Origin of the sequence: Fibrella arboris, assembly GCF_041321095.1 — a bacterium.
Classification (GTDB): domain Bacteria; phylum Bacteroidota; class Bacteroidia; order Cytophagales; family Spirosomataceae; genus Fibrella; species Fibrella arboris.
On sequence record NZ_JBGGWE010000016.1, the window covers coordinates 63,574 to 77,170 of the forward strand.

Below are 13,597 nucleotides of genomic sequence, written 5' to 3' on the forward strand. Positions count from 1 at the left end.
CGTTCCTTTTATTCGATGCCAATTTTAACCGATTCGTTTGCCGACCGGGCCATCCGCTTTTACCTCAGCCAACAGCCACCCGCCCAGTTGCCAGCCGGTGTGTCGGCCATGAATCCGTATGCTGATCCGGTTGTTCAGGACATCATCCAGCAGTTCTATACAAAATTTTACAACGACAACCAGCCGCGCGTTTTTGTGCTGGGAATCAATCCGGGTCGGTTTGGCGCGGGCGTGACGGGCCTGTCTTTCACAACGCCGCAAAACCTGACGCGCTACTGCGGCATACCGAACAACCTACCGCCTACGCCTGAACTATCGAGTCGGTTTATCTACAGAGTAATTGACGCATTTGGCGGTGTCGAGGCCTTCTATGGCCGCTTCTTTTTATCGTCATTGTACCCGCTGGCGCTGGTAAAAGACGGCAAAAACTACAATTTCTACGACGACAAAGCCACCACGACGGCCCTTTGGCCAGTTATGGTCGATAGCCTTCACCAACAGCAGGCATTTGGTTGCGATAAGCGGGTGGCCATTTGTCTGGGTCGTAAAAACGAGGGTTTCCTGAAACGGCTCAATGACGAGCAGGGATTTTTCGGACGAATCGTCACCGTCGATCATCCCCGTTACATTCTCCAGTACCGCTCGAAGTATCTGGAACAGTATGTTGATACGTACCTACAAGTACTGACGGATTGCTTACCTGAGTCATTTTAGGGGTAGCGACCAACCAGGCAGGAGCATCTGGTAAGCGTTGAGCAGTTGGGTTGTGCTCTCTCGTATATCGTGGTCGGTGGCTGGGTGGCAACGAAGCGCTTCGCTGGGGCACGGCCTTTACTCTGGCAGAATTACCCGCCTTTCTGGTGCATTTATCATAAATGCGGGGTGCCGTGAACTATGCTGACAAAATATTTCTTTTACCTTTGCGCTTCATCAGCCAACTAAAACGCCACAACTCTGTGGCGTTTTTCATAAGAACAATACTCTATTAAGTCGATATAGTTAATACATTATGCAGATCGACAATCAGGCTGAGCCTGTTTCTGAACCCATATCCGCTGTCTCTGTTGCGCCAGCCATCGACCTCAACGGCATGTCTGTTGTCATTCAGGGCGAGCAGGCTGACCAGAAAGCCGTAGCCCTGCGAAAGGCGTACCCAGCCGCAAAAATCACGACCGAGCCACCGCCTCCTATCTGGCGGCGACGTACCCGGACCGAGATTGCGATCTACGTAACGGCAGCCCTGTCGCTGATGATTGTGGGGCATTTGCTCTTCAGCTATTTCACACTGGATCGCATTACGGTACTGGCAACGTCTGTTCGGGTCGAACCCGAATTTTTCTATTTTCTGATGGCCGGTTTTGTGGCCCAGATGATCGATGGCGCCCTGGGCATGGCCTATGGCGTCACGGCCACAACGTTTCTGATGAGCGTGGGCATCAGCCCCTTACATGCCACGGCCAGCGTGCACAGCTCCGAAATTTTCACCTCGGGCGTCTCGGGCTACATGCATCTTAAGTTTGGCAACATCAACAGCAAACTGTTCAAAGCCGTCTTGATCCCGGGTGTCATCGGCGCTGCGCTCGGTGCCTGGCTCATCTCCGAACTATCGTCGTTTGAGCAGTACGCCAAGGCGCTACAACCCATCATTTCGGTCTATACGGCCATTCTGGGTATCCTGATCATTCGAAAGGCGCTCGTCAAACGGATTGTCAAAAAACCGATCAAAAACATCGGTATGCTGGCCTGGACGGGGGGCTTTCTCGATTCAATCGGCGGCGGCGGTTGGGGACCGATCGTGAACTCCACGCTCATTGCCAGCGGTCGCCATCCGCGCTATACGATTGGCTCGGTCAACCTGGCTGAATTCTTTATCTCGTTTGCCTCGTCGGTGGTTTTTGCTCTATATGTCGGGCTTGGCAATTACGGCCTGGTGATCCTGGGTCTGATCCTGGGCGGCAGCATTGCAGCGCCCATCGCCGCTCATCTAGCCCAACGGTTGCCCGTTAAAACCATGATGGTATTGGTTGGCATCGTCGTGATCATCGTAAGTTTGCGGAAAATTATTCTATTCTTTTAGTCATTAAGTAGTCATTCAGCTTTGCTGTTGCTAGGTTGTCAGTCGGTCTTTCTTTAGCAATGACCATCCATGACAGCGAAGCTGAACGACAGTTCTTCTATGAAAAAGCAGACCAAAGCCATACGTACCCAGACGAAAAAAACGCAGTATCGGGAGCACTCGACCCCCCTGTTTCTAACGTCTAGTTTCACCTTCGAAAGTGCTGAGCAGGGCAAAGAGCTCTTCGAGGAAACCATCGAAGGAAACATCTACAGCCGGTTCTCGAACCCCAACGTCACCGAGTTTGTCGACAAGGTTTGTATGCTGGAAGGGGCCGAAGAAGGCATTGCCACGGCAACGGGTATGGCGGCGGTGTTTGCGTCGATGGCTGGTCTGTTAAAATCGGGTGACCACCTGGTTGCCTGTCGGGCCCTGTTCGGTTCGGCGCATCAGATCATTACCCAGATCCTGAGCAAATGGGGCATCACCCACACATACGTCGACGCGACGGCGACGGAAGCGGAGTGGGAAGCGGCCATTCAGCCGAACACCAGAATGGTGTACCTGGAAACCCCCTCCAATCCAGGGCTTGAACTGGTCGATCTGGCCATGCTGGGTCGGTTGAAAGAGAAGTACGGCTTCATTCTGAACGTCGACAACTGCTTTGCCACGCCTGTTCTGCAAACCCCACTCGACTTCGGCGCCGATCTGTCTGTTCACTCAGCGACCAAGTTCTTCGACGGCCAGGGTCGGGTGTTAGGTGGCATCGTTGTGGGCCGTGCCGATCTGATTGCGCCGATCCGGTTCTTCGCCCGCCATACTGGTCCGTCGCTGTCGCCATTCAACGCCTGGACATTATCGAAAAGTCTGGAAACGCTTGATTTGCGCATGGAGCGGCATTGCTCGAATGCGTTGGCACTGGCTGAGTCGCTGGAGAATCATCCCGACGTAGCCACGGTGAAGTATCCGTTCCTGCCTTCGCATCCGCAACACGATCTGGCCAAATCGCAGATGAGCGCCGGGGGTGCCATTGTGACCATCGAACTGGAAGGTGGTTTTGAGCGCGTGCAGGCCTTCATGGAGGCGTTAGAGATTCCAACGCTTTCATCGAACCTGGGTGATTCGCGCACGATCGTGACCAACCCGAATACAACCACGCATGCGAAGCTGAAGCCCGACGAAAAAGCAGCGCTGGGCATTACGCCGGGCCTGATCCGTATCTCGGTTGGTCTGGAACACATCGATGACCTGATCGCCGATTTTGAGCAGGCAGCGACCGTGAGCGCGGAGATTTTGAAAGAACGCGTCTAATCACCTGATTCGCCCTCACCAGCCAATGGTAACCCGCCTCACCCTCCTGCTGCTCCTGATCACGCAGTTTGCCGTAGCCCAGACAGCGCCAAAGCCGTTGCGGATTGGCATTGCGGGGTTGACGCACGCACACGTGAACACGATACTCAGTCGGCTGAAAAAAGGCGATCTTGTTTTGGTTGGCATTGCCGAGACCAATCTCGATCTGGCCGGGCGACTGGCCAAGCAATACGGGTTTGATAGGGCGCTGGTTTATCCGACGATCGATGAGATGCTGACTAAAGGCAAGCCGGAAGCCGTGCTTGATTTTGGAGCCATCGCCGATCACGTGAAGACCGTTCGGGTTTGTGCGCCGCGTGGCGTTCATGTCATGGTTGAGAAGCCGCTTGCCACGACCTATGCCGATGCCGTTCAGATGGCAGCACTGGCCAGAAAGCACAAGACCCAGTTACTAACGAATTACGAAACAACCTGGTACGGCAGTAATCACCGTGCTTATGCCGTGGCCAATGTAGACAGGGCCATTGGCGATATTCGGAAGATCGTGGTACATGATGGGCACGAAGGACCGAAAGAAATTGGCTGCAATCCGGAGTTTCTGGCCTGGCTGACAGACCCGGTCGCCAACGGAGCCGGTGCGCTGTTCGACTTTGGCTGCTATGGCGCCAACCTGTCGACCTGGCTCATGCAGGGCCAGCGACCAACATCGGTGCGGGCGGTGACCCAGCAGATCAAACCTGATCTCTATCCGAACGTTGACGACGAAGCGACCGTTTTACTAACGTACCCGAAGACACAGGCCGTTATTCAGGCATCCTGGAACTGGCCATTCGGGCGCAAGGATATGGAAGTGTATGGTCAGACCGGGTACGTTAGCACGATCGATGGCAACCGGATGCGCGTGCGGTTAAAGGCGGACAAAGCTGAACGGACCCTGGAAGCCCCCCAAACGGAAGCCCCCGCCACCGACCCGTTCACGTACCTGGCCCGTCTGCTCCGCGGTGAAACCAAACCCGACGTGCTTACGTCACTAGAGAATAACCTGATTGTTGTTCAGATTTTAGATGCCGCCCGGCAGTCGGCCAAAACGGGTAAAGCGGTTGTCTTGAAGTAGCGTATGATAGGCCCGCAACTTATACTCTGGTCGTTTCTGATTGTGTTGCCAATCAGCACATTCGTCTGGAGTTTTTTGCTGGTCTATCCGTGGCGTTATTTCAGACAGTATGTGCTTGGTCATGCTGTGCTAGTCGTCGTTTATGTCGCGCTACTTCGCTTGCTGGTTCATGCTGAATCCGATCCAGACGGCCTACGTTTCGCATGTTGGCTAGTCGTGGCGGGTTATGGTCATTGCTTACTGGGCACATTAGCTGCCTTTTTCAGCCGAAAGAAGTTCTTACGATACGTATGATTACCGAATCCACCTCCCCCACTCTCGAATCGCTTTCAGCCCAATTAGCGGGCCTGAATGAGATCGATGCGCTCCGAAAATTAACGGCGCTTTTCCCCGGCCAGGTCGTTTTCTCGACGAGCCTGGGCTACGAAGATCAGGTCATTACCGATCTTATTGCCCGACACGAGCTACCCGTTCGTCTCTTCACGCTGGATACCGGCCGTATGTTCGGTGAGACGTATTCGGTCTGGAACAAGACGCTGAGCCGCTACGGGCTGCCTATCGAAACGATGTTTCCCGATCAGGTCAAGATCGAACAGCTCATGACCGCCAAGGGTCCATACAGCATGTATGAGTCCGTAGAAAACCGGAAAGAATGCTGCTTTATTCGCAAGGTAGAGCCGTTGAACCGGGCACTGGCAGGCCAGAAAATATGGATCACCGGCATCCGGGCCGAGCAGTCGAACAACCGGCACGACATGACGCAGCTGGAGTGGGACGAAGCCCATCAATTGTTCAAATTCCACCCGTTGATGAACTGGTCATTTGATGACGTAAAGGCCTACGTCAAAGAGCACAACGTACCCTACAACCCACTGCACGACAAAGGGTATGTCAGTATTGGCTGTCAGCCCTGCACCCGCGCCATTCAGCCCGGCGAAGATTTCCGCGCCGGCCGCTGGTGGTGGGAAGACAACTCGAAAAAAGAATGCGGTCTACACACGCACGAAGAAGTATTCAAACCGTAATGCCTTCAGTTTACAGTTGTCTGTTTACTGTCTTCTGTTGCGCTGCTAATCAGCGAAGCAACAGAAGACAGTAAACAGACAACTGTAAACTGAGAATGGTACACCGTTATTATGGATTATTTAGATCAACTCGAATCGGAAGCGATTCACATCATGCGGGAAGTGGCCGGTCAGTTTGAGCGGCCTGCTTTGCTGTTTTCGGGCGGTAAAGACTCGATCACGCTCGTGCACCTGGCTCGCAAAGCGTTTCGCCCCGGCAAATTCCCGTTCCCGCTCGTGCATATCGACACGGGACATAATTTTCAGGAAGCCCTTGACTTCCGCGACTGGCTGGCCGACAGCCTCGGCGAAAAGCTCATTGTCAGGTACGTTGAAGACACGATCCGTACCCGGAAACTGAAAGAACCCACCGGCCGCAACGCGACCCGCAACGGCTTGCAGACCTTCACTCTACTCGATACCATCGAAGAATTCGAGTTCGATGCCTGCATTGGTGGTGCCCGCCGCGATGAAGAAAAAGCACGCGCTAAAGAACGTGTGTTCTCGGTGCGCGACGAGTTCGGCTCGTGGGACCCCAAACGGCAGCGTCCCGAATTGTGGAACCTCTACAACGGCCGGATCCACAAAGGCGAAAACGTGCGCGTGTTTCCCATTTCGAACTGGACCGAACTCGACGTCTGGAATTACATCCGCCGCGAAAACATCGCCCTGCCAAGCCTCTATTTTGCCCATGACCGTGAATTGCTGCTCCGCGACGGTAAGCTGATGGCCACTGCCGGCAACGTGATTCAACCCGAAGCCGACGATGAGCGGGTAACGCGCCGGGTACGTTTCCGTACCGTTGGCGACATCTCCTGCACCGCCGCGTCTGAATCAGATGCCGATTCGCTCGACGAAGTCATTGCCGAAATTCAGGCTACGCGCGTGTCTGAACGGGGCGAAACCCGCATGGATGACCAGCTCTCCGAAGCCGCCATGGAAGACCGCAAGAAAGGCGGTTATTTTTGATTGCAGAAGCAGCTACTATCTTTACTTCATGAAAATCAGCGACTTCCAGACACTACAAACCTATCTTCGGGAACAAGACATCTTCGGACGTTTTGGCTTGAGTCGGATCGGTGTGTTTGGGTCGTTCATTCGAGGTGAGGATTTTCGGGATATTGATCTGCTTATCGAGGAGGACATTCCTTATCAGACGTTAATAGCGCTTCGAAATGAACTTCAAGCCGACTTAACCATTCCAATCGATTTAATGATTCGTCGTTATGCAGAGCCAATCATCCTACGCAGTGCGTTGAAAGACATTCGGTATGCCATCAACGCCTAAGACCGATCTGGTATATTTCTTACGGATTCTGGAAGCAATTGGTAAGATTAATACGTACACCAGTGGCTATGAAGATCCTTACGTCTTTTTCGAGGCTAATGACCAGAAGGACTTTAATGCTTCATTGTTATTGTTGATGCATATTGGCGAGCAGGTTAGTCGAATCAGCGAGCCACTCAGAAACGCATACACGCAGATACCCTGGACAGCGATTAAAGGATTTCGAAATATCATTGCCCATGATTACGTAAATGTTGATCGGTTCATTGTTTTCGATACGATCAGGCAGCAACTTCCTGATTTACAACTACTAATTGAGCACATCATTCGCACAGAGATGGCCCACGGAACTTTCGACAAAACGGATTACGATCTCTCCAAAGAAAGCACCTACTATCGGCACATCGACTTTGAAAAAATAGCTTAAATGGATTTACTACGTTTTATAACCTGCGGGAGCGTTGATGATGGGAAAAGTACCCTCATTGGTCGTCTGCTGTATGATTCCAAATCAATCCTGGCCGATCAGCTCGAAGCCATCGAGAAGGCCAGCAAAAGCCGGGATAATGGCGAGGTCGATTTAGCCTTGCTGACCGACGGCCTCCGCTCGGAACGCGAACAGGGAATCACCATCGACGTGGCGTACCGCTACTTCCAGACGACGGCCCGCAAGTTCATCATTGTTGATGCACCGGGGCATATTCAGTACACCCGTAACATGGTGACGGGGGCATCGAACTGCCAACTGGCTATCGTGCTGATCGATGCGCGGCATGGTGTGGTCGAGCAGACCCGTCGGCATTCACTCATCGCCAGCCTGCTTGGTATCCGGCACGTTGTGGTGGCGGTGAACAAAATGGACCTGGTTGATTTTTCGCAGGATGTGTTCTCCAACATCTGCATTCAATATGCTGATCTGGCCCAGAAACTGTCAATTCCCGACATCACGTACATTCCGTTGAGCGCCTTGAATGGGGATAACGTGGTTGATAAATCCTCGTCGATGCCCTGGTATGAAGGCACGACGTTGCTTAATCACCTCGAAACCATTGAAATCCGTCAGGATGACAGCCAGACCCAGGGCCGCCTGCCGGTGCAGCTGGTTATTCGGCCACAAACGGCTGAACTACCCGACTACCGGGGTTATGCCGGAAAAATTACCTGCGGCTCGTTCCGCGTGGGTGAGGTCGTTACCGTATTACCTTCTGGCGAAAGCTCGACTATTTCCCGGATTGAAACCAATGAGCAGGACGTACCTGAAGGGCATGTCAACCAGTCGGTTATTCTTCACCTGACCGATAACATCGACATCAGCCGGGGTGATTTGATCGTGCCAACGGTTAACCAGCCAGTACTGAGCCAGAACGTCGATGCGATGCTCTGCTGGATGGATACCAAGAACTTATCGGTTGGTAGCAAGTACGTGTTACAAGTAGGTACGTCGCGTACCCGTTGCTCAGTCCGGGCTATCCCCTATCAGCTTAATATTGAGACCTACGAACAGATCGAGGGCGTAGATACACTGAAACTGAACGACCTGGCGCGCGTCGTGCTGCGCACCGCCCAACCCGTTGCCTTCGATCCATATGGTCAAAACCGGGCCAACGGCGGCGCCATCCTGATCGACGAAACCAGCAACGTGACGGTTGGAGCGCTCATGCTCCAGGGTGAAGCGGCATAACTTTAGTTTACTGTTTACTGTTTACAGTCTTCTGTTGCGCTGCCGGTGATACTTGATCCCTCAGGAGCAGCGCAACAGAAAACAGTAAACAGTAAACTCAACACACATGACCATCGGCACTATTATTCTCGCGGCGGGCGAATCATCGCGGCTGGGGCAACCCAAACAGTTGCTGGAAACGAACGGCGTACCCCTCATTCGCCACATGGCCCAACTGGCCCACGACCTGGCTACCGGGCCGGTGGTAGTGGTCGTTGGGGCCAACGCGGAAGCCGTTACGGCCGCGCTTCACGACCTGCAGGTACGTATCGTTTCTAATCCCGACTGGAAAGCCGGCATGGCCAGTTCGCTCAAAATCGGCGTTGAGACCCTGGAAAAGACGTTTCCAGAAGCCATTCTTGTCTTGTTGACCGATCAACCGCACGTGAGTCGCGCCCTGATCGAGCAACTGATCGACACGGCCGCGTCGTCGCACAAAGCCATTGTTGCCAGCCAATACGGTGATGTTCAGGGCGTACCTGTGCTGTTCCGACCCGAATTTTTCGACGCGCTGAAATCCCTGACCGGCGACACCGGGGCCAGAAAAATCATCCAGAAACACCCCGACGAGGTAGTCAGCGTCCCCTTCGACCAGGGCATTGTTGACCTGGATACGCCGGAGGACGTAGCCAGGTGGCGGGAACAACATGAGCCGCAGGGGCTATAGTCTACCCGGCGCAGGAAGCGGCATCTACAAACCCTGATCGATAGCAAACCGCATCAGGTCGGCGGTGCTGCTGGTGCCCAGTTTGAAATGAATATTGCGCCGGTGCGTTTTAATCGTCAGCGGACTCAGATGCATTCGGGCCGCAATGGTTTGGGTGTCGAGGCCCTGCCGGATGTACCGGATGATGCTTAGTTCGCGGGGTGTTAGCTGGAGGCGACGGGCAAAATCGTCGGCGGCGGGTTGGGTAACCGACTGATTCAGGGCTGGGTCGAAGTAGCGATGCCCGTCAGCTACAGCCTGTAAGCCAGTCAGCAGTTCCTGCCGGGTAGTTGTTTTGAGCAGATACCCCTGCACGCCCAGCCGCTGCGCCTCGTCTACCACCCGGCTTTCGGCATACATGGTCAGAAACACGATGGTCACCGCCGCAAAGTCACGCAGCAGCACCTCCGCAATGGTGAGGCCCGATTGCTGGGGCAGGTTCAGATCGAGCAGAATGAGGTGGGGCCTGGTTTGATGGACCAATGGAATAACCTGATTGCCTTCGTAGGTCTGGCCAACGACCTGCCAGCCGAGTTCGGTGGTCAGCAAACTGCTCAGGCTGTCGTTGAACAACGGATGGTCATCAGCTACCAGCACGCGGGTGGGTATCGGCAGGGGGGTTGGCATACGGCAGCGTAACAGTGGTGAGCGTACCCAACGGGCCGCTCTCGGTGGTCAGCAAGGCCCCGATGTAGTCGGCCCGCCGACGCATGTTTTTCAGGCCGATGCCTGATGCCGCCGTTGGTGGCTGCGTAACGCTGCTGACGGAATAGCCGATACCGTCGTCCTCTACTGACAAATATAAGTGGTCGGGATGATAGATCAATTGCACCACGACCCGTTGCGGCCGGGCGTGTTTGAGGGCATTATTGAGCAGTTCGCGGGCAATCCGGTAGAGGTTGATATCGACATCGAGCGGAAGCGGATGCAGCGATCCGTAGGTAACAAACTGAATGAGTACGCCTCCCGACTGCGTTTGCGTTAGCCAGTTCACAGCTTCGGCCAGCGTTTGCCGCAGCCCAAGCCGGGCAAACTGATCGGGCATGAGGTGATGGGCAATCAGCCGCAGATCGTCGATAGACTTGGTAATCAGGGTGATCGAGGAGGCCAACTGCCCGGTTTGTAACGGCGATGGCTGCGTGTGTAACCCAGCTAGTTCGTGCCGGAGCAGGCCCAGCGTGGCCCCCAGGTCATCGTGGAGGTCGCGGGCCAGCCGCTGGCGTTCTTCTTCCTGCGCCAACACCACCTGCCGCGAACTTTCGCGCTCCAGTTGCCCAAGCTGAAGCAAGGCCCGCTGCCGGTCGGCATTGAACCGATAGGCCAGTGCCGCCGCCAGCACCACCGCTTCAAACGCCAGCACCGGCGCGATAACGACGTTGGTATAGGCAACCAGATACACCGGTAACCACCACCCGGCCAGTACATAATACAGCAACAACAGCAGTAAAGGCACTAAGGCAACCGTGAGCCAATACGCTTCCATGCGTCGTTTATAGAGTCCCCAGCCCAGGCAGACGAGCATCGTCAGGACATATAAAGGCCCACCCCAGCCCGACAGCCGACGTACCCAGGGGTTCTGGGGAATGAGTGCCGCGCCAACCGCCAATATGGCTAATACCAGACACAAACCAACGCCCCAGCGGTGCAGGTACGTAGCACCCAGCCTGTCGACCCGCAGATAGCGGAGGTAGAACAGCCCCTGAAAGACCAGCATGGCCAGCAGCATGCTGTAGCCAACGCCCGGATCGGCCAGCCAGCCCGGATCGGCAATGAACGTACCGAACTGCCCGTAAATGTTCAGGACATACGTACCTAAAGCAAGGATATACAGGCTATAGAACCCGTAAAAACGTTCGCTGGTATAGGCAAACAGAAAAATACCCAGCAGACAGACCAGGGCCAGACAGCCAAACAAACCACTCTGAAAAAACAACTCGCTGCTGTTGGTCTGGATAAACGCCCGCTCGGCATAGAAGCGCAGCAGGGCCTTGCTTACCCCCTGCCGGGGGTTGACTTTAGTGTGCAGCACCACCCAAACGACCTGCCTGGGCGGCACCACCACCCGGAAGGCATGGAGCCGGTCGGGAAGCGGGCGTTGCGCTACGGGCATCTGCCAGCCGCTGATCTGCTCGCTCAGCAGATGGCCCGTGGCAGCATACACCCACACCTGAGCCGTATCGAAGAAGTGCTGCTGCAGGTGCAGGATGTAGGGTTGTGGGGTGGCCGTGGCGTTTCCGACCCGAAACCGCAGGTAATGATGCCGTTGGTCGCCTCCATAGTTCACCACGGCTTCGGCAACCGGGCGAAAGGGCACCGTAGCCAGTCCCTGCGCCGAGACAGCCCGGCTGGTATCGAACCGCGCCAGGTACCCCGCCAGGTCCGACGACCGGAACCCGGCACCGGGCCGCAGCACCGGCGGGTCAGCCCAGCTTCGCAGGGGCAATAGCAACCAGAACAGGATAAACACAGTGCGCATCGGGGCAAAGCTAAGCGGAACGGATACGCTGAAAATTACCTACTTGGGAGTATTTTACTCATTGCTTTCCCGGCGTAACCTTGCCCAAATGAATTGGCGATTTTTCAGTTGACACGCTTCGGGATGGGTAACCTGTTTTCCTTTACGACCAAAATCCCGGCCTGGCTCATCACCGGTGTACTCTTCGGGCTTTCCTGGCCGAACTATCCCGTTGAAACAGGCTGGCTGGCGTGGTTTGCGCTGGTTCCGCTGTTGCTGCGGGTGCGGCGGGTAGGGTCGTTCCGGGAGCATGTGCGCGTCACGCTGCCTGCTTTTCTGCTGTTGCCCCCGCTGGTGTGCTGGTGGTTGAGTTACTTCAGCCCGTGGGCTGTGCCGGTCATCTGGGTGTCGCAGGTGCCATTTCTCTGGCTGCCCGTCGCCCTGTTCTATCCCTTGCAGAAGCACCTGGGCTGGCGACAGGCGTTGCTGTTGCTGCCCCTGCTCTGGACGGTTTGGGAGTGGGCCTGGCTGTATCTCAGCGATGTCAATATGGCGGTGGGGAACCCAGCCTACACCCAGGCCCGACTGCTCTTTCTGAATCAGTTTGTCGACCTGACCGGGCAGTGGGGGCTGCTATGCTGGGTACTTGGTATGAACGTCCTGATTGCCCGCCTCTGCGATGCATCGGCTACCTGGTCGCGGACCAAACAGGTGGGGCGGCTGGCACTGGGTGTGGGCGGCTGGCTGGCCGCACCCGTGCTCTACAGTGCGGTAGTCCTGAACGTACCGGCGCTGGTAGTTGACCGAAAAGCTACTCCCGTTCGGGTGGGGCTGGTGCAGACCAACGAAGACTCCTACGCCGCTCACACCGATTCGAGCGATACAGCGGTGCTTCAGCGATTGGTTCGGTTGAGCATAAAAGCAGTATCGACTACGCCTGGTCGAACGCCTGGCCGACCCGACATGGTGATTGCACCGGAAGGGGCCTTTCCCCTCCCCCTGATGCACGATTCAATCCTGTTTGCGGGGCTGCGGCAGTACGTGCAGTATTGGAACGTGCCGTTTGCCACCGGTCTGATGACCCCGATAGACAGTACCCATTTTTACAACGAAGCCTTCGTGTTTACACCCGAACTGAGCCGGGTCTATGAACCCCTGCACCTCACCCCCGCCGATCTGAAGGTGTATCGCAAGCAGCACATCATGGTCTTCGCCGAAGACACGCCCTGGTTGCTGCGCTGGGCCAACCGCTGGATTCGTGGCGGGAAACCGGCCGTGACAGTCGGCGATCAGCCCTACGCATTCCGGTTTGCTGACCAGCAGAAAAACCCGCGCACCGTAGCCATGTCGATCTGCTGGGAGCAGCTTTACCCAAACACCATTGCGGCCCTGACCCGCGAAGGTCCGGCCGATCTTCTGGCGTTCATCATGAACGATGGCTGGTTTTATGACTCGCCCGGACCGGGTATGTTGCTGACCTTTACGCAGTTGCGGGCTATTGAAAACCGCCGGTCGGTGGCCCGTTGCTCCAATCAGGGCTATTCAGGCTATGTAGACCCCTTCGGACGGGTGGTGTCGGTACTGCCTCGCCGCCAGGAAGCTGTGGGGCACATTTTGGTGCAAACCAACACCAGACTGACCTTTTTCACCCGTCATCCCAACTGGTTTCCAATCACCTGCGGGCTGGTGTTGGCCGGGTGGCTCATGCTCTGGAATCGAGCGGCTAAAAAATCGCAACAGCCTCTCGTTCGGAAGAAACTGGTAACCTCTTAATCGTCTAAACCAATCCTCCATGAAAAAGGGAATACACACCGCTTCTTTTTTACTACTGCTGCTCGTAGTACTGTCCACGAACCAGGTAATGGGGACGACAAGCAGGTTTT

13 protein-coding genes are annotated in these 13,597 nt (G+C 55.3%); 11 read left to right on the forward strand and 2 right to left on the reverse strand.

Annotation, left to right across the window (positions count from 1 at the left end; genetic code table 11):
* The first annotated feature begins 15 nt into the window (after positions 1 to 15).
* The 10 genes from ACAW75_RS22425 to ACAW75_RS22470 all read left to right on the forward strand — a co-directional run bounded on the left by ACAW75_RS22425 (position 16) and on the right by ACAW75_RS22470 (position 9,220).
* Entirely contained in the window at positions 16 to 714 is a 699-nt protein-coding gene (locus ACAW75_RS22425) for a uracil-DNA glycosylase family protein (protein WP_370731002.1), read from the forward strand.
* 295 nt (positions 715 to 1,009) lie between these two features.
* Positions 1,010 to 2,077, forward strand: coding sequence for a sulfite exporter TauE/SafE family protein (locus ACAW75_RS22430; RefSeq protein ID WP_370731003.1), 1,068 nt, complete (start codon positions 1,010 to 1,012; stop codon positions 2,075 to 2,077).
* Positions 2,078 to 2,176: 99 nt separating this feature from the next.
* The gene (locus ACAW75_RS22435; protein ID WP_370731004.1) at positions 2,177 to 3,367 is read left to right on the forward strand and encodes a trans-sulfuration enzyme family protein; all 1,191 of its coding nucleotides are present in this window, start codon (positions 2,177 to 2,179) and stop codon (positions 3,365 to 3,367) included.
* Positions 3,368 to 3,392: 25 nt separating this feature from the next.
* The gene (locus ACAW75_RS22440; RefSeq protein ID WP_370731005.1) at positions 3,393 to 4,481 is read left to right on the forward strand and encodes a Gfo/Idh/MocA family protein; all 1,089 of its coding nucleotides are present in this window, start codon (positions 3,393 to 3,395) and stop codon (positions 4,479 to 4,481) included.
* A 290-nt stretch (positions 4,482 to 4,771) separates the two neighbouring features.
* The gene (locus ACAW75_RS22445) at positions 4,772 to 5,506 is read left to right on the forward strand and encodes a phosphoadenylyl-sulfate reductase (RefSeq protein WP_370731006.1); all 735 of its coding nucleotides are present in this window, start codon (positions 4,772 to 4,774) and stop codon (positions 5,504 to 5,506) included.
* A gap of 111 nt (positions 5,507 to 5,617) precedes the next feature.
* Positions 5,618 to 6,514: a sulfate adenylyltransferase subunit CysD gene (gene cysD / locus ACAW75_RS22450; protein WP_370731007.1), complete on the forward strand. Its 897-nt coding sequence runs from the start codon at positions 5,618 to 5,620 to the stop codon at positions 6,512 to 6,514.
* 28 nt (positions 6,515 to 6,542) lie between these two features.
* Positions 6,543 to 6,833 carry a nucleotidyltransferase family protein gene (locus ACAW75_RS22455; RefSeq protein ID WP_370731008.1) on the forward strand — a complete coding sequence of 97 codons (291 nt, stop codon included), beginning with the start codon at positions 6,543 to 6,545 and terminating at the stop codon, positions 6,831 to 6,833.
* Positions 6,817 to 7,260, forward strand: a complete 444-nt coding sequence (locus tag ACAW75_RS22460) for a HepT-like ribonuclease domain-containing protein (RefSeq protein WP_370731009.1) — start codon at positions 6,817 to 6,819, stop codon at positions 7,258 to 7,260. The genes ACAW75_RS22455 and ACAW75_RS22460 overlap by 17 nt, the downstream gene beginning before the upstream one ends.
* Positions 7,261 to 8,514 (forward strand): sulfate adenylyltransferase subunit 1, encoded by a 1,254-nt coding sequence (locus tag ACAW75_RS22465; protein ID WP_370731010.1) that lies wholly within the window; start codon positions 7,261 to 7,263, stop codon positions 8,512 to 8,514. It abuts the gene before it with no gap.
* A gap of 106 nt (positions 8,515 to 8,620) precedes the next feature.
* The gene (locus ACAW75_RS22470) at positions 8,621 to 9,220 is read left to right on the forward strand and encodes a nucleotidyltransferase family protein (RefSeq protein WP_370731011.1); all 600 of its coding nucleotides are present in this window, start codon (positions 8,621 to 8,623) and stop codon (positions 9,218 to 9,220) included.
* A gap of 24 nt (positions 9,221 to 9,244) precedes the next feature.
* On the opposite strand, the gene ACAW75_RS22475 is transcribed toward ACAW75_RS22470, so the two are convergent.
* Both ACAW75_RS22475 and ACAW75_RS22480 read right to left on the reverse strand, forming a co-directional pair.
* Entirely contained in the window at positions 9,245 to 9,886 is a 642-nt protein-coding gene (locus ACAW75_RS22475) for a response regulator (protein WP_370731012.1), read from the reverse strand.
* Entirely contained in the window at positions 9,843 to 11,735 is a 1,893-nt protein-coding gene (locus ACAW75_RS22480; protein WP_370731013.1) for a sensor histidine kinase, read from the reverse strand. The genes ACAW75_RS22475 and ACAW75_RS22480 overlap by 44 nt, the downstream gene beginning before the upstream one ends.
* A 123-nt stretch (positions 11,736 to 11,858) precedes the next feature.
* Between ACAW75_RS22480 and lnt the strand changes: the two genes are divergently transcribed.
* Positions 11,859 to 13,487: an apolipoprotein N-acyltransferase gene (gene lnt / locus ACAW75_RS22485; protein WP_370731014.1), complete on the forward strand. Its 1,629-nt coding sequence runs from the start codon at positions 11,859 to 11,861 to the stop codon at positions 13,485 to 13,487.
* The last annotated feature ends 110 nt before the right edge of the window (positions 13,488 to 13,597 follow it).

What these genes read in the sequence shown, in the direction of transcription:
- ACAW75_RS22465 (WP_370731010.1), top strand. Translation starts at nt 7,261, where the DNA reads ATGGATTTACTACGTTTTATAACCTGCGGGAGCGTTGATGATGGGAAA.
- ACAW75_RS22480 (WP_370731013.1), bottom strand. Translation starts at nt 11,735, where the DNA reads ATGCGCACTGTGTTTATCCTGTTCTGGTTGCTATTGCCCCTGCGAAGC.
- ACAW75_RS22475 (WP_370731012.1), bottom strand. Translation starts at nt 9,886, where the DNA reads ATGCCAACCCCCCTGCCGATACCCACCCGCGTGCTGGTAGCTGATGAC.
- ACAW75_RS22470 (WP_370731011.1), top strand. Translation starts at nt 8,621, where the DNA reads ATGACCATCGGCACTATTATTCTCGCGGCGGGCGAATCATCGCGGCTG.
- ACAW75_RS22430 (WP_370731003.1), top strand. Translation starts at nt 1,010, where the DNA reads ATGCAGATCGACAATCAGGCTGAGCCTGTTTCTGAACCCATATCCGCT.
- lnt (WP_370731014.1), top strand. Translation starts at nt 11,859, where the DNA reads ATGGGTAACCTGTTTTCCTTTACGACCAAAATCCCGGCCTGGCTCATC.
- ACAW75_RS22435 (WP_370731004.1), top strand. Translation starts at nt 2,177, where the DNA reads ATGAAAAAGCAGACCAAAGCCATACGTACCCAGACGAAAAAAACGCAG.
- ACAW75_RS22440 (WP_370731005.1), top strand. Translation starts at nt 3,393, where the DNA reads ATGGTAACCCGCCTCACCCTCCTGCTGCTCCTGATCACGCAGTTTGCC.
- ACAW75_RS22445 (WP_370731006.1), top strand. Translation starts at nt 4,772, where the DNA reads ATGATTACCGAATCCACCTCCCCCACTCTCGAATCGCTTTCAGCCCAA.
- ACAW75_RS22455 (WP_370731008.1), top strand. Translation starts at nt 6,543, where the DNA reads ATGAAAATCAGCGACTTCCAGACACTACAAACCTATCTTCGGGAACAA.
- cysD (WP_370731007.1), top strand. Translation starts at nt 5,618, where the DNA reads ATGGATTATTTAGATCAACTCGAATCGGAAGCGATTCACATCATGCGG.
- ACAW75_RS22425 (WP_370731002.1), top strand. Translation starts at nt 16, where the DNA reads ATGCCAATTTTAACCGATTCGTTTGCCGACCGGGCCATCCGCTTTTAC.
- ACAW75_RS22460 (WP_370731009.1), top strand. Translation starts at nt 6,817, where the DNA reads ATGCCATCAACGCCTAAGACCGATCTGGTATATTTCTTACGGATTCTG.